The sequence below is a fragment of the Klebsiella sp. C239 genome (assembly GCF_048822715.1).
GTDB classification, from domain to species: domain Bacteria; phylum Pseudomonadota; class Gammaproteobacteria; order Enterobacterales; family Enterobacteriaceae; genus Klebsiella; species Klebsiella quasipneumoniae.
The window spans coordinates 296,494-311,022 of record NZ_JBMEZK010000003.1 but is presented as its reverse complement, the minus strand read 5'-3'; the positions used below and the strand labels follow the sequence as shown (position 1 = coordinate 311,022).

Sequence of the window (14,529 nt, the reverse complement as noted above, 5' to 3'; positions counted from 1 at the left end):
CGGCAGAGAGGAAAAACAGCGCGGCAGGTTAGTCGCTGACCAGCATGCGGGCGGTAGGATAATCGGTGATTAAAACGTCAATGTAGCCGCCGGTGAGGGCGCCTTTGATGGCCGCGACTTTGTCAGTGCCGCCGGCCAGCGCGACGACGTTCGGGCATTTTTTGACCTTTTCAAGCGCCATGCCGATAACCGGATCTTCATCATCGCGTAACACCGGATGGCCGTTTTTGTCGTAGTAGTGCAGGCAGATATCGCCCACCGCGCCGCGCGCCGCCAGCACCTGCAGCATATCTTCGTGATAGTAGTTCCCGGAGGTTTTCAGCAGCTGGGAGGGTTCGAGAATGCCGATGCCGACGATGGCGATATCCACCTCGTCAAAGCGCGACACCACGTCCGCGACGTCCTTGCTGGCCAGCAGCCGGTTGCGCTCCTCCATGGATCCCTCAATGCTCTGCGACGGCAGCAGCCAGGCGTCGCAGTTCAGGCGCTGGGCGAGGGTCTGGGTAAGAATCGTCGCCTGCACGTTACCGTTGGGCCCGACGCCGCCGAGCAGCTGGATCACGCCGCTGGCCTTCAGGTTCTGCGCATGAACTTCATCGACCATCGCGCGAATGGTTGAGCTCCAGGAGGAGACGCCAATCAGATCTTTTGGCCGCAGACGGGTTTCCAGATAGTGGGCGGCGGCGGAGCCAATCGCCCGCTTAATGGTATGATCGCTGGCCTCTTCTTCGGTATCCACCACCACCGCCTGCTTAAGACCGTAGCGATCCTCAAGCCCTTTTTCGAGCTTCAGAAAAATGTTTGACGGCTGTACGACGCTGATTTTGACGACGCCCTCTTTCTGGCAGCGGGTGATGGCGCGGGAGACAAATGACTGTGAGAGCGAGAGAAGTTGGGCGATATCAGACTGCTTTCGTCCTTCCAGGTAGTAAAGCGTGGCAATCTTAACCAATAGCCGTTGTTCATCCTGCTTAGCCATATTAATCCTCGAAAATCATTTATCGCCTGTGTTCAGGCGCTTAGCGGCAGCCATTTTATTTAGGGTATAGAGGCTTCTATCATACGCGAAAAAAAATCACACTTAAGTGTGACAGGCGTCTAACTTTTGCCAATCCTCAAAATCGACTATGGACAAAAACAAAACAGCCAGGTCATAATCGAATAAAGAATCATCATTGAATATATATTCAAGGCGATTTCAAGTCAATGTGTTTCTCCGGGCTAAGTCCGGAGCGGGAGGCAGAATGTTCCTGAGTAGGGCGCTGTGGCAGAAGGCTTACCACCCGGCATAGGGATATCTGGTTTTTTAGTCCTTGCTGGAATAAATATTCCATGCTGAAAATAAATTCAGAGGTGTGAAATGAATCCCTACAGATTTGATATTCAGACGCTGGAGCGTAAAGCCCGCGCGGTGCGGCGCCACATTGTGCGCTTAAACGCCAATAGTCCGGCCGGCGGCCACACCGGGGCTGACCTTTCGCAGGTCGAACTGTTAACCGCGCTCTATTTCCGGGTCCTCAACGTGGCGGCGGATCGGCTCGACGACCCGCAGCGCGATATCTACATCCAGTCGAAAGGCCACGCAGTGGGCTGCTACTACTGCGTCCTGGCGGAAGCCGGCTTCTTCCCGGTGGAGTGGCTGGAGACTTACCAGCATGCCAATTCCCATCTCCCTGGCCACCCGGTGCGGCAGAAAACGCCGGGTATTGAGCTGAACACCGGCGCGCTGGGCCACGGTTTGCCTGTTGCGGTGGGGCTGGCGCTGGCCGCGAAGAAAAGCAACAGCACCCGCCGCATTTTTTTGATCACCGGCGATGGCGAACTGGCGGAAGGCAGTAACTGGGAAGCCGCCCTGGCGGCGGCGCACTACGGGCTGGATAACCTGGTCATTATTAATGATAAGAACAACCTCCAGCTGGCCGGGCCGACGCGCGAAATCATGAATACCGATCCGCTGGCCGACAAATGGCGCGCCTTCGGCATGGAGGTCAGCGAATGCCAGGGTAACGATATGGCCTCGGTGGTCGCGGCCATCGAGGGGCTGCAGCAGAAGGGTAAACCAAACGTCATTATTGCCAACACCACGAAAGGCGCGGGGATCTCCTTTATCCAGGGGCGCCCGGAGTGGCACCACCGGGTGCCGAAAGGTGAAGAGATCGCTCTGGCGCTGGAGGAACTGAAAGATGAGTAATGCAGAACACCTGGCTAACGTCATGGTCGAGGCCTTTATCGCCGCCGTGGAAAGCGGTGTCGATCTGGTGCCGGTGGTGGCCGACTCCACGTCGACGGCCAAAATCGCCCCCTTTATTAAGCAATTTCCCGGCCGGCTGGTGAACGTCGGCATCGCTGAGCAGAGTATGGTCGGCACCGCCGCCGGTCTGGCGCTTGGCGGCAAAGTGGCGGTGACCTGTAACGCCGCGCCGTTTCTTATTTCGCGGGCCAATGAGCAAATCAAAGTGGATGTCTGTTACAACAACACCAACGTGAAGCTGTTTGGCCTTAACGCCGGGGCCAGCTACGGTCCGCTGGCCAGCACCCACCATGCGATTGACGATCTGGCGGTGATGCGCGGCTTCGGCAATATCCAGATCTTCGCCCCCTCCACGCCGCGCGAATGTCGGCAGATTATCGACTATGCCCTTGCTTATCAGGGGCCGGTCTATATTCGCCTCGATGGCAAGGCGCTGCCGGAGCTGCTTGACGAGTCGTATCGCTTTGTACCCGGCGCCGTGCTGACTCTGCGCGAAGGCGAGGACGTCGCACTGGTGGCGACCGGTTCGACGGTGCATGAGGTAGTGGAGGCGGCGCAGCAGCTTGCCGACCTCGGCGTTCAGGCGAAAGTGGTCAGCGTGCCGTCGATCCGCCCCTGCGATACCGCCGCGCTGCTGGCGGCGCTGAAGCCGTGCAAAGCGGTGATCACCGTCGAAGAGCATAACGTCAACGGCGGGCTGGGCAGCCTGGTGGCCGAGGTGCTGGCGGAAGCGGGCGTGGGCATTACCCTGCAGCGGTTGGGGATCCCGGACGGGGAGTACGCCGCCGCCGCCGATCGCGGCTGGATGCGCCAACACCACGGGTTTGATGCCGCCGCCATCGTCGCCCGGGTGCAAAACAGGGGCTGATGGTCTGAACGCCCGTCGCGTGTAGCGCGGGCGTTTACTGCTGCAATGCGCAAAACGTGACGACCTGCTCCTCCGACGCTGTCCAGTACAGCGGATAGCGTTGCCCCGCAAACCGAAGCGCTAAGGTGCTTGCCGTTATTTCCACGATCTGAAAATCGGTGAACCCCAGCGCGCGCTGGCCTGCCGTCGGCGTCGCCTTAAACCCACTCTCTTTCGCCGAAAAGGCCAGCGTCAGCGCCAGCGGGAAGGGCAGGCCGCAGTGCAATAGCACCTTTTTTTCCGCCTCGTTGATAATGCTGCTCTCCAGCTCCGCCGCCAGCTGTGGAGTAAACCGGCGCTCGATGTCGACGCCCACCGGCCGGTCGGCGACCACCGCCAGCGCGCGCTGGCCGCAGTGGCTGATACTACCGAACCAGGGCGCGGGCCACAGCGGCTGGCGCCGATCGCCAATCGCGGGAGGCCGTTTTTCTCCCACCTCGCGCAGGGCGTACACCGCGGCGATGCGCCCGGCCAGGTGCTCCGCCTGCCGCTTGCGGCTCCAGCCGCTCAGGCTGGCGTGATAGGGCAACCACAACAGATCGGCAGCCTGAAAAGTCGCCGGGTCGAAGTCGATGTGCTGCAAGCGATAGCCGGCCAGCGGCAGGGTGGAGTGAAGAATGCGCATAAGGCAAGTATACCGCGGTTGTCCCCGCCCTTTATCCTGCAAGGGCGGGGGAGGGAGAACCCGCTATCAGAAGTGGGTGTTGACGCTCATATACCAGGTGCGGCCCGATTCGTTGTAGGTCTCGGCGCCGGCGCCGTACATCGTGCCGGTGGCGCCCCCGGTGGTCTGGGCGTTGCCCGCGCGCCAGTGGCGCTTGTCAAAGACGTTATCCACGCCGCCGGTCAGACTAACGTATTTGGTCACGTCCCAGGTCGCGCTCAGGCCGAGGATGCTGTAGGGGCTGACCTCGTTCTTCTCGCTGCCGGTGACCGGTTGACCCTTGTAGTTGTACTTCTTCGGCTCCTGTTTGCCGTACCAGGTAAAGGTCGACTGCAGCGAAACGTCATCGCGTACCTGCCAGCTCAGCGTGGAGTTCAGCGTGTATTCCGGGATAATCGACAGCCGATCGCCGGTCTCTTTATTCTTACTCTGCAGCATGTAGGTGATGTTGTTGGTCCAGTTCACGGTCTCGCTCACCGGGACGTTCAGCGTACCTTCCAGGCCTTCCACCACCGCTTTCGGCACGTTTTCCCACTGGTAGAGATCGGTACCTTTACCGTTTTGATAGACCGGAGCATAGCCAGCTTCAATCTTGTTGCGGTAATCGTTGCGGAACCAGGTCACGCCCGCCAGCCAGCCGTCGCGTTTAAACTCGAGGCCAATCTCTTTGTTGATGCTGGTCTCGGCTTTTAAATCTTCATTCCCCTGCAGATAGCAGCCGTCTTTACTGGCGTAGCAGCCCTGGCCTTTGCTGTAGAGAATGTAGTTCGGGTTGGTCTGATACAGGCTCGGCGCTTTATAGGCACGGGCGATACCCATCTTCAGCGTGAAGTCGTCCCACAGGCCCTGAGACAGATTGAGGGACGGGCTCCAGTTGTTGCCAACGATGCTGTGATGATCGAAACGCAGCGCCGGGGTCAGCATGGTGGTGTCGGTCAGCTCCATGTTGTTCTCAGCGAACAGGGAGAAGATCTCCGCCTTCGAGTAGGGGCTGCGGCCGGTGCTGTCGTAGCCCGGAATTTCTCCCCCCGACAGCGCCTGGGTGTTGGAGGCCTTATCCTTCATGCGCTGCTGGTTCCACTCGCTGCCCAGCGTCAGGTTCTGATTAACCAGATAGTCGAACGGGATGCTGACTTCGCTGTGCAGCATCACATCCGCCAGATCGATATCCGTGAACTGGTTGCTGTTGAAGATCCCCTCGGTCCCCCCGGCCAGGCCTTCGCCTTTACGCGAGTTGCGGGTACGTTCGTACTGCGCCCAGTTGCTGGTGGTCACCCCGTTGTCCCAGGCGCCGTTCCAGGTGACCGAGTAGGTGTTGCGGTACAGACGGTTGGTCTCTTTGCCGTAGTTCTCTTTTACCAGGTCGTTGGAGTTGGTGTTCTGGGTGTCGCCTGCGTAGAGGTTGCCCTGGCGGCTGTAGCCGGCCTCAAACTCCAGCGACTGCATCGGCGCGAATTCCCAGCGCACCAGACCATCGATGTTTTTATTTTTTACCCCTTCGCGCCCGGCCGGCAGGGTGTCGGCATAGATCCCGGTACGTTCGGACTGATGGCCCTGGTTGATGTCCCAGGCGTCGGCCTGGGTTTTGTCGAGGTTACCGAACAGGCGGAAGCTGAAATCGCCGCCCAGCGGGCCGCTGAGGCTGAAGTTGGTGCGCTTGGTGGAGCCTTCGTCTTTGTGCTCCGGGGCGTTCATATAGGTGTTCCAGGAGCCGTGCCACTCATCGCCGGTTTTTTTAGTGATGATATTCACCACGCCGCCGGCGGCGCCGTTGCCGTAGCGGGCGGCGGCCGGGCCGCGAATCACTTCGATGCGTTCGATCATCTCCGGCGGCACCCAGCTGGTGTCGCCGCGGGTGTCGCGCTCGCCGCGCCAGCCGAGACGCACAGAGTTGCGGCTGGTGACCGGCTTGCCGTCGATCAGGATCAGGGTGTTTTCCGGGCCCATGCCGCGGATATCAATCTGGCGGTTATTCCCGCGCTGGCCGCTGGTGGAGTTGCCGGTCAGGTTGACCCCCGGCATGGTGCGAATGATCTCCGAGACGTCGCGCGCCGGCGGACGTTTGCGGATCTCATCGGCGGTGATGGTGGAGACGCCCGGCGCCTGCAGGTTCTGCTCGGCGGCGGTGACCACCATGGTCTCTTCCGCGGCGCTGTTTTTATCGTCGGTGGCGGTTTCCGCTGCGCTTAACGGAAAAGCAACCCCGTAAATTCCCAGATTGACCAGCAAGGCCAGGGATTTGATCCTGTTATTCATTGTTATTCCTGCTTTTTTGTCGCCACGTTCCCCAAACGCCCCTTCCCACCGGGAGGGGAGGCGGCATAAATGTTGCCGGAAGAGGGCAAAGGCACTCCGTCGCTAGCTGAATAAGCTCTCTTCGACATGTGTTGTGAAAGACGCGCTTCCCACGGCGCGCTAATACGCTATTGCAAATGCAAATAGTTATCAATAATATTATCAATAAAGAATGACAATTAATTAAAAAAGTCACGCGATACATAGGGTTAATGACTGAATGTTAACGACAGGAAGCGAGGAGTGGTGGCGAACTCTGCAGGGACCGCAGTCCCGGGCGGTGGATGACGCCATCGAGGTGACGTTCTGGTGGCGGGATCCGGCGGGGGATGAAACGCGTTCTCCGCGCCGTCGGGTATGGCTCTATATCACCGGCGTGACCGACCACCATCAAAATGCGCGGCCGCAATCGCTGCAACGTCTGCCCGGGACCGACGCCTGGTGCTGGCGAACCACGCTGTCGCCGACCTGGCGCGGCAGCTACTGCTTTATTCCCTCCGACCGTGACGATGATTTTTCCCCTGAGGTGTTCAGCGCCGATAAGCCGGACCGCGCGCTGCTGCGCGAAGGCTGGCGCAAACTGCTGCCGCGGGCGATAGCCGATCCGCTGAACCCGCACAGCTGGCGGGGCGGACGCGGCCATGGCGTCTCCGCCCTGGAGATGCCGCAGGCGCCGGCGCAGCCCGGTTGGGATCAGCTTAATGAGGCGCATCCTCCCGCCCGTTGCCTTGAGTGGCGCAGCGCGCGTCTGGGCAACCATCGCCGGGTCTGGATCTACACCCCCGGCGAGGCCGTCGACCCGCAAACGCGGCCCCTGGCGATCCTGCTTGACGGCCAGTTCTGGGCCGAAAGCATGCCGGTGTGGTCGCCGCTGGCCGCGCTGACCCGCGAGGGGAGGCTGCCGCCGGCGGTCTACCTGCTGATCGACGCGATCGACAATCAGCGCCGGGGGGTTGAGCTGCCCTGTCATCGCGATTTCTGGCTGGCGGTGCAGGAGGAACTCCTGCCGCTGGTCCGCGGTCACGTCCCGTTCAGCGACCGCCCGGAGCGGACGGTGGTGGCCGGGCAAAGCTTCGGCGGCCTGGCGGCAATGTTCGCCGCCCTCAACTGGCCGCAGCGCTTTGGCTGCGTGCTCAGCCAGTCAGGCTCCTACTGGTGGCCGCATCGCGATGGCAGCGGGACGGGCTTTATCGGCGAACGTCTCCGCCAGGGCGAGGCGTCCGCGGCCGGGCTGCGCATCTGGCTGGAAGCGGGCCAGCGTGAACCGATTATTTTTCGCGCCAACCAGGCGCTGCTGGCGCAACTCACCACAACGCAGCAGACGATTTTCTGGCGTCAGGTTGACGGCGGGCATGATGCGCTTTGCTGGCGCGGCGGGCTGACGGCGGGGCTGATCCAGCTCTGGCAGCCTCTGCTGTCGCCCCCTTAGCACAGCGCTTTACGACAGGAGTTTGATATGCAATTCAGTAACCCCTTCGACAATCCGCAAGGGCAGTTTTACATTCTGCGCAATGACCAGCGGCAGTTCAGCCTGTGGCCGGGGCATTGCGCGCTGCCTGCCGGCTGGACGGTGGTGTGCCCTCCGCAGTCGGTCGAGGCGTGCAACGCCTGGCTGGCGGCCAACTGGCCGACACTGACCCCCGCCTATCATGCGGCATAAGGAGCTGACCATGACCACTCGTTTACCGCTGGTTGCCGCGCAGCCGGGGATCTGGATGGCCGAGCGCCTCTCCACTCTGCCTGGCGCCTGGAGCGTGGCCCACTATGTTGAACTGCGCGGCGCGCTCGACCCGGCGCTGCTGGGTAAGGCGATTGTCGCCGGGCTGCAGCAGGCGGATACCCTCAGCCTGCGCTTTGAGGAAGAGGAAGGGGAAGTCTGGCAGTGGCTGGCGGCGGAACGCACCTTTGGCGAACCGCCGATCGTTGACCTGCGTACGGCGCCGGATCCGCACCGCGCCGCCACGGAGCGGATGCAGGCGGATCTGGCGCAGGATCTGCGCGTCGACGGCGGCAACCCGCTGGTGTGTCATCAGCTGCTGCGCGTCGGCGACGACCGCTGGTACTGGTATCAGCGCTATCACCACTTGCTGGTGGATGGCTTCAGTTTCCCGGCGATTACCCGGCAGATCGCCGCCATTTACCGCGCCTGGCAGCGTGGAGAAGCCACCCCGGAATCGCCTTTCACCCCCTTTGCCGAAGTGGTGGACGAGTACCAGCGCTACGCCGGCAGCGAGGCCTGGCAGCGGGATAAAGCCTTCTGGCAGGCCCAGCGCCAGGCGTTACCGGCGCCCGCCTCGCTCTCTGCCGCCCCGCTGGGCGGGCGCGCCGCCGGGAGCGATATCTGGCGGATGAAGCTGGCGATGAACGCCGACGCCTTCCGCCGCCTGGCCGGCCATACGCCGCAGTGTCAGCCCGCTGACCTGGCGCTGGCGCTCACCACGCTGTGGCTGGGCCGCCTGTGCAACCGGATGGACTACGCGGCGGGCTTTATCTTTATGCGCCGGATGGGCTCAGCGGCGCTGACCTCGACGGGGCCGGTGCTCAACGTCCTGCCTCTGGCGGTGCATATTGACGCCCAGGAGACGCTGGCGGACCTGGCGATGCGCCTCGCCGCGCAGCTGAAAAAGATGCGCCGCCATCAGCGCTATGACGCCGAGCAGATCGTCCGCGACAGCGGCAAAGCGGCCGGGGACGAACCGCTGTTCGGCCCGGTGCTGAACGTCAAAGTCTTTGATTACCAGGTGGATATCGACGGCGTCGAGGCGGTGACCCACACCCTCGCCACAGGCCCGGTCAACGATCTCGAGCTGGCGCTGTTCCCGGATGAGACCGGCGGGCTGTCGCTGGAGCTCCTCGCTAACAAGGCCCGGTACGATGAAGCCGAGCTGCGTCGCCACATGGCGCGACTGACCGCGCTGCTGGCGCAGTTTGCCGCCGATCCGACGCTACGCTGCGGCGAAGCGGAGATGCTCTCCGCCGACGAGCAGGCCCGGCTGGCGGCGGTCAACGATACCGCTATGCCGCTGCCCGCCACCACCCTCAGCGCGCTGGTGGTCGACCAGGCGCGGAAGACCCCGGATGCTCCGGCGCTGGCGGATGCTAACTGGCAGTTCAGCTATCGTGAGATGCGTCAGCAGGTGGTGGCGCTCGCGCAGCTGCTGCGACAGCGCGGCGTGAAGCCGGGCGACAGCGTGGCGGTGGCCCTGCCGCGCTCGGTGTTCCTGACCCTGGCGCTGCACGGCATTGTCGAAGCGGGAGCCGCCTGGCTGCCGCTGGACACTGGCTACCCGGACGACCGCCTGCGGATGATGCTGGAAGACGCCCGGCCGTCGCTGCTGATCGCCACGGAGGATCAGCTGGCCCGCTTCAGCGATATCCCCGGGCTGGAGAGCCTCTGCTACCAGCAGCCGCTGGCCGTTGCGGATGACGCGCCGCTGGCGCTGTCAAAACCGGAGCATACCGCCTATATCATCTTTACCTCTGGCTCCACCGGGCGGCCAAAAGGGGTGATGGTCGGTCAGACCGCCATCGTCAACCGCCTGCTGTGGATGCAGGATCGTTATCCGTTATCTGCCGACGACGTGGTGGCGCAGAAAACGCCGTGCAGTTTCGACGTGTCGGTGTGGGAGTTCTGGTGGCCGTTTATCGCCGGCGCGCAGCTGGTGATGGCCGAGCCGGAGGCGCACCGCGACCCGCAGGCGATGCAGCAGTTCTTCGCCCACTACGGCGTGACCACCACCCACTTTGTGCCGTCGATGCTGGCGGCGTTTGTCGCCTCGCTGGATGCCGACAGCGTGGCCGCCTGCCGCACGCTGCGGCGGGTATTCTGCAGCGGCGAAGCGCTGCCGACGGAATTGTGCCGCGAATGGGAGCGCTTGACCGGCGCGCCGCTGCATAACCTGTACGGCCCGACGGAAGCGGCGGTGGACGTCAGCTGGTATCCGGCCTGCGGGCCTGAGCTGGCGGCGGTGACCGGCAGCAGTGTGCCGATTGGCTGGCCGGTATGGAACACCGGGCTGCGCATTCTCGACGCCGCGATGCGCCCGGTGCCGCCGGGGGTGGCGGGGGATCTCTATCTCACCGGCATTCAGCTGGCGCAGGGCTATCTGGGGCGTCCGGACCTCACCGCCAGCCGCTTTATCGCCGACCCGTTTGCCCCCGGCGAGCGGATGTATCGCACCGGCGACGTGGCGCGCTGGCTGGCGAACGGCGCGGTGGAGTATCTTGGCCGCAGCGACGATCAGCTGAAGATCCGCGGGCAGCGCATCGAGCTTGGCGAGATTGACCGGGTGATGTCGGCCCTGCCGGACGTGGCGCAGGCGGTGAGTCACGCCTGCGTCTTCAACCAGGCGGCGGCGACCGGCGGCGATGCCCGGCAGCTGGTGGGCTATCTGGTCTCTGACTCCGGCCTGCCGCTGGATACCGCGGCGCTGAAAGCGCGGCTGGCGGAACAGCTGCCGCCGCATATGGTCCCGGTGGTGCTGATGCAGCTCCCCGACCTGCCGCTCAGCGCCAATGGCAAACTGGACCGCAAAGCGCTGCCGCTGCCGACCCTCGGCGGCGAGCGCAGCGGCCGGCCGCCGGAGCCCGGGATGGAAACCGTTGTCGCCGCCGCCTTCAGTCAGTTGCTGGGCTGCGAGGTGAATGATATCGACGCTGATTTCTTCGCCCTCGGCGGCCATTCGCTGCTGGCGATGCGCCTGGCGGCGCAGCTCAGCCGCCAGCTGGCGCGGCAGGTGACCCCGGGGCAGGTGATGGTGGCCTCGACGGTGGGCAAACTGAGCGCGCTGCTGGCCGCCGATCTCAGCGATGAGCAGGCTCAGCGCCTGGGGCTGGATGCGCTTCTGCCGCTGCGCGAGAGCGACGGCCCAACGCTGTTCTGTTTCCATCCGGCCTCCGGCTTCGCCTGGCAGTTCAGCGTGCTCGCGCGCTATCTCAGCCCGCGCTGGTCGATTACCGGTATTCAGTCGCCGCGCCCGCAGGGGTCGATGGCCGGCGCCGCCAGCCTCGACGAGGTGTGCGAGCATCATCTGCAAACGCTGTTGGCGCAGCAGCCGCACGGTCCTTATTATCTGTTCGGTTATTCGCTCGGCGGCACCTTAGCCCAGGGCATTGCCGCCCGCTTGCGCCAGCGCGGCGAAGCGGTGGCCTTCCTCGGCCTGCTGGATACCTGGCCGCCGGAGACGCAAAACTGGGCGGAGAAAGAGGCGAACGGGCTGGATCCGGCGGTGCTGGCGGAAATTGCCCGCGAGCGCGAAGCGTTCCTCGCCGCCCAGCAGGGGCAAGCCTCCGGCGAGCTGTTCAGCGCCATCGAAGGCAACTATGCCGACGCGGTGCGGCTGTTAACCACCGCACACAGCGCGAAGTTTGACGGCAAGGCGACGCTGTTCGTGGCGGAGAAGACGCGGCAGGCGGGGATGGATCCGCAGGTCGTATGGGGCCCGTGGGTGGGCGAGCTGGAGGTGTTCAGCCAGAACTGCGCCCACGTCGACATTATCTCCCCGCAGGCCTTTGAAGCCATCGGCCCGGTGGTCAGGGAGATTCTGGGATAACGGTTGAGTTCGGGCTACAGCAGGTAGCCCGGCTCAGCGTCGCGCAAGCCGGGGAAAGGGGAAATTACCGGCGGCCCAGCGGCACCACCAGCGGAGTATGCGCCACCGGATCCTCAATGATCGTGCAGCGCAGACCGTAAATCTGTTCAATCAGATCCGCCGTGACGATCTCCTTCGGCGCCCCCTCGGCGACGATCTTACCGTCGCGCAGGGCGATCAGGTGGGTGGCGTAGCGGCAGGCCTGGTTCAGATCGTGCAGCACCGCCGCCAGGGTATAGCCCTTCTCGCGATTCAGCTCGCTCAACAGCTCCAGCAGGTCGATCTGATGGCTGATGTCCAGCCAGGTGGTTGGCTCATCCAGCAGCATAATCGCCGTCTCCTGGGCCAGCACCATCGCAATCCACGCCCGCTGCCGCTGGCCGCCGGAAAGCGTGTCGACGCTCTGCAGCGCCAGATCGCTGATCCCGGTCGCCCGCATCGCCTTGTTCACCGCCGCTTCATCTTCTTTGCGCCAGCGGGTAAACAGCGGCTGGTGCGGATAGCGCCCGCGGGCCACCAGCTCCTGCACCGTGATATCGCCAGGGGTGGTGGCATTCTGCGCCAGCAGCCCGATGCGGCGGGCAACCTCTTTACTGGCGTACTGCTGGATCTGCGCGCCGTCGAGCCAGACATGGCCGCTGGCCGGCGTCATCAGACGGCTGAGGGTGCGCAGCAGCGTCGACTTGCCGCAGCCGTTGGGGCCGATAATGGCGGTGAAGTGGCCGTCAGGGATGGTCACGTTCAGCGACTCGGCGATGGTCTTGTTCCCGTAGGCCAGGGTTAACTGCTCGCCGCGCAAACGGGAGGGGACAGCACTCATTTTTTGCGGGACTCCTGAATCAACAATGCAATAAGGTAAATACCGCCGAGGCTGACGGTTAGCACGCCCACCGGCAGCTGCCAGGGCATAAACAGCCGCTGGGCGCCGTAATCGGCCAGCGCCAGCAGCAGCGCGCCGCACAGGGCCGACTGGGTCAATCCCCAGCGGGCCGTGCCGCTCAGGCGGCGGGCGATGTGCGGCGCCACCAGCGCAATAAATGAGATGGGCCCGGCCAGCGCCGTCGAGGCGGCGGTGAGCACCACCGCCACCAGCATCAGCAGCAGGCGCGAACGCTCGACCTGCACGCCCAGCGCGCAGGCGGTATCGTCGCCCATCTCCAGCAGCCGCATCCGACGAACCAGCAGGGCGCTGCCCACCAGCATCAGCAGGATCAGCGGCGCCGACGGCCAGGTTTTACCCCAGGTCAGGCCGTTAAGCGATCCGGCGTTCCACAGGCCCGCAGAAAGGGCGGTCTCCAGCGAGGCGCGCAGCAGCAGCCAGGTGTTGAAGGCCACCAGCATGGCGCGCACGCCGATGCCGATAATAATCAGGCGAAAGGTCTCGATCCCATTGCGCCAGGCCAGCAGCCAGACCACCAGCGAGGTGAGTACCCCGCCGGCCATCGCCGCCAGGGCAATCGCCGTCAGGTTCTGGCCGAAGAGAACCATCGCCACCAGCACGCCGCTCCAGGCGCCGGTATTAAAGCCCATCACGTCCGGGCTGCCGAGCGGGTTACGGGTCAGCGACTGGAAAATGGCGCCGCTGACGCCGAGCGCGGCGCCGATGAGCAGCGCCATTAACACCCGCGGCAGCCGCCATTCGTTCACCACCATCGCGACGTTGCGCGGCGCGTCGCCGAACAGGGCGGAGAAGACCTGGTCAATCGTTAGCGGCACCGGGCCTTGCGCCAGCCCGAGCAGGGAAATCAACAGGCTGGCGGCCATCAGCAGCAGACAGCTGGCTATCAGGCGGCGGGACGGGGCAATCACAGGCCACCTCCGCGCGGCTGGCGCCGCACCAGCCAGATCAGCACCGGCGCGCCGAGAAAGGCGCTCACCACCGATACCCGCAGTTCGCCGGGCACCAGCAGGCGGCCAATCACGTCGGCAAACAGCAGCAGGGCCGGGGTGGCCAGCAGGGTGACCGGCAGCGACCAGCGATGATCGGCCCCCACCAGCCAGCGGGCCATATGCGGCATCATCAGGCCGATAAAGGCGATCGGGCCGACCACGGCGGTAGCGCTGCCGCACAGGACGGTAATCACAATCAGGCCGATCAGCTGGGTGCGGGCGACGCGGCTGCCGAGGGCGGTGGCGGTATCGTTACCGAGGCTCAGGCTGTTAAGCGCCCGGCTCAGCAGCAGGGCGGCGATCCCCGCCATCGCCACCGGCAACAGGACAATTTTCAGGGTTTGCAGGGTGCGGATATCCAGCGAACCGGCCTGCCAGAAGCGCAGCTGATCGTAGACGTCCGGGTTGAGCAGGGCGATGCCGTTGGACAGCCCCTCCAGTACCGCCGCGAGGGCGACCCCGGCGAGGGTGAGGCGCACCGGGCTCAGCTGGCCGCCGCCCTGACTGCCGGTGAAGGCCACCAGCAGCGAGGCGCAGAGCGCGCCGCAAAACGCCAGCAGCAGCTGCTCCTGCGGGGAGGTGATCCCGAACAGCGCCGCGCCGAGGACGATGGCGAAGCTGGCGCCGGAGTTGACCCCCAGCAGGCCGGGGTCGGCCAGCGGGTTACGGGTGAGCGTTTGCATCAGCGCGCCGGCGAGGCCGAGGGCGACGCCGGCCAGCAGACCGGCCAGGGTGCGCGGCAGGCGCGCGTCCAGCACGATGGTGCAGTCGGCGCTTTGACAGGTTCCGCTAAAGGCGGTGAATACCGTGCCGATCGGCAACGATTTGGCGCCGATGGTCAGGCTAAGCGCGGCGGCTAAGGCGAGTAACAGCAACAATCCGGGCACGGCGACAGAGCGTACCGCGGTCGTAGAAAACGACATAACTGACA

General features: G+C 64.0%; 11 protein-coding genes. 5 read left to right on the top strand and 6 right to left on the bottom strand.

Going from position 1 to position 14,529, the window contains the following annotated elements; translation table 11 throughout:
* Positions 1–28 precede the first annotated feature (28 nt).
* On the bottom strand, positions 29–979 hold the full coding sequence (locus ACOI6Z_RS10370) for a sugar-binding transcriptional regulator (protein ID WP_002893602.1): 951 nt from the start codon (positions 977–979) through the stop codon (positions 29–31).
* Positions 980–1,360: 381 nt separating this feature from the next.
* Here ACOI6Z_RS10370 and ACOI6Z_RS10365 point away from each other — a divergent pair, with 381 nt between their 5' ends.
* Both ACOI6Z_RS10365 and ACOI6Z_RS10360 read left to right on the top strand, forming a co-directional pair.
* A complete protein-coding gene (locus ACOI6Z_RS10365; protein WP_032455056.1) occupies positions 1,361–2,191 on the top strand; it encodes a transketolase in 831 nt (276 codons plus the stop codon).
* Complete coding sequence (locus ACOI6Z_RS10360) at positions 2,184–3,119, top strand: transketolase family protein (protein ID WP_049013966.1); 936 nt, start codon at positions 2,184–2,186, stop codon at positions 3,117–3,119. The genes ACOI6Z_RS10365 and ACOI6Z_RS10360 overlap by 8 nt, the downstream gene beginning before the upstream one ends.
* A gap of 34 nt (positions 3,120–3,153) precedes the next feature.
* On the opposite strand, the gene entD is transcribed toward ACOI6Z_RS10360, so the two are convergent.
* Entirely contained in the window at positions 3,154–3,783 is a 630-nt protein-coding gene (entD, locus tag ACOI6Z_RS10355) for an enterobactin synthase subunit EntD (RefSeq protein WP_101997186.1), read from the bottom strand.
* 66 nt (positions 3,784–3,849) lie between these two features.
* Complete coding sequence (gene fepA / locus ACOI6Z_RS10350; protein WP_048296999.1) at positions 3,850–6,078, bottom strand: siderophore enterobactin receptor FepA; 2,229 nt, start codon at positions 6,076–6,078, stop codon at positions 3,850–3,852.
* 259 nt (positions 6,079–6,337) lie between these two features.
* On the opposite strand from fepA, the gene fes reads away from it, so the two are divergent.
* The 3 genes from fes to entF are packed head-to-tail and all read left to right on the top strand — an operon-like array spanning position 6,338 to position 11,669.
* Positions 6,338–7,546 (top strand): enterochelin esterase, encoded by a 1,209-nt coding sequence (fes, locus tag ACOI6Z_RS10345; protein WP_023288776.1) that lies wholly within the window; start codon positions 6,338–6,340, stop codon positions 7,544–7,546.
* 27 nt (positions 7,547–7,573) lie between these two features.
* Entirely contained in the window at positions 7,574–7,777 is a 204-nt protein-coding gene (locus ACOI6Z_RS10340; protein WP_065812439.1) for an MbtH family protein, read from the top strand.
* A gap of 10 nt (positions 7,778–7,787) precedes the next feature.
* On the top strand, positions 7,788–11,669 hold the full coding sequence (entF, locus tag ACOI6Z_RS10335; protein ID WP_420687267.1) for an enterobactin non-ribosomal peptide synthetase EntF: 3,882 nt from the start codon (positions 7,788–7,790) through the stop codon (positions 11,667–11,669).
* A gap of 64 nt (positions 11,670–11,733) precedes the next feature.
* On the opposite strand, the gene fepC is transcribed toward entF, so the two are convergent.
* The 3 genes from fepC to fepD are packed head-to-tail and all read right to left on the bottom strand — an operon-like array spanning position 11,734 to position 14,521.
* Positions 11,734–12,528: an iron-enterobactin ABC transporter ATP-binding protein gene (gene fepC / locus ACOI6Z_RS10330; protein ID WP_064158184.1), complete on the bottom strand. Its 795-nt coding sequence runs from the start codon at positions 12,526–12,528 to the stop codon at positions 11,734–11,736.
* Positions 12,525–13,517, bottom strand: coding sequence for an iron-enterobactin ABC transporter permease (fepG, locus tag ACOI6Z_RS10325; RefSeq protein WP_004147521.1), 993 nt, complete (start codon positions 13,515–13,517; stop codon positions 12,525–12,527). Before fepG ends, fepC begins: the two co-directional genes overlap by 4 nt.
* Positions 13,514–14,521: a Fe(3+)-siderophore ABC transporter permease gene (gene fepD / locus ACOI6Z_RS10320; RefSeq protein WP_023288781.1), complete on the bottom strand. Its 1,008-nt coding sequence runs from the start codon at positions 14,519–14,521 to the stop codon at positions 13,514–13,516. Before fepD ends, fepG begins: the two co-directional genes overlap by 4 nt.
* Positions 14,522–14,529 lie beyond the last annotated feature (8 nt).

What these genes read in the sequence shown, in the direction of transcription:
- ACOI6Z_RS10370 (WP_002893602.1), bottom strand. Translation starts at nt 979, where the DNA reads ATGGCTAAGCAGGATGAACAACGGCTATTGGTTAAGATTGCCACGCTT.
- ACOI6Z_RS10365 (WP_032455056.1), top strand. Translation starts at nt 1,361, where the DNA reads ATGAATCCCTACAGATTTGATATTCAGACGCTGGAGCGTAAAGCCCGC.
- ACOI6Z_RS10360 (WP_049013966.1), top strand. Translation starts at nt 2,184, where the DNA reads ATGAGTAATGCAGAACACCTGGCTAACGTCATGGTCGAGGCCTTTATC.
- entD (WP_101997186.1), bottom strand. Translation starts at nt 3,783, where the DNA reads ATGCGCATTCTTCACTCCACCCTGCCGCTGGCCGGCTATCGCTTGCAG.
- fepA (WP_048296999.1), bottom strand. Translation starts at nt 6,078, where the DNA reads ATGAATAACAGGATCAAATCCCTGGCCTTGCTGGTCAATCTGGGAATT.
- fes (WP_023288776.1), top strand. Translation starts at nt 6,338, where the DNA reads ATGTTAACGACAGGAAGCGAGGAGTGGTGGCGAACTCTGCAGGGACCG.
- ACOI6Z_RS10340 (WP_065812439.1), top strand. Translation starts at nt 7,574, where the DNA reads ATGCAATTCAGTAACCCCTTCGACAATCCGCAAGGGCAGTTTTACATT.
- entF (WP_420687267.1), top strand. Translation starts at nt 7,788, where the DNA reads ATGACCACTCGTTTACCGCTGGTTGCCGCGCAGCCGGGGATCTGGATG.
- fepC (WP_064158184.1), bottom strand. Translation starts at nt 12,528, where the DNA reads ATGAGTGCTGTCCCCTCCCGTTTGCGCGGCGAGCAGTTAACCCTGGCC.
- fepD (WP_023288781.1), bottom strand. Translation starts at nt 14,521, where the DNA reads ATGTCGTTTTCTACGACCGCGGTACGCTCTGTCGCCGTGCCCGGATTG.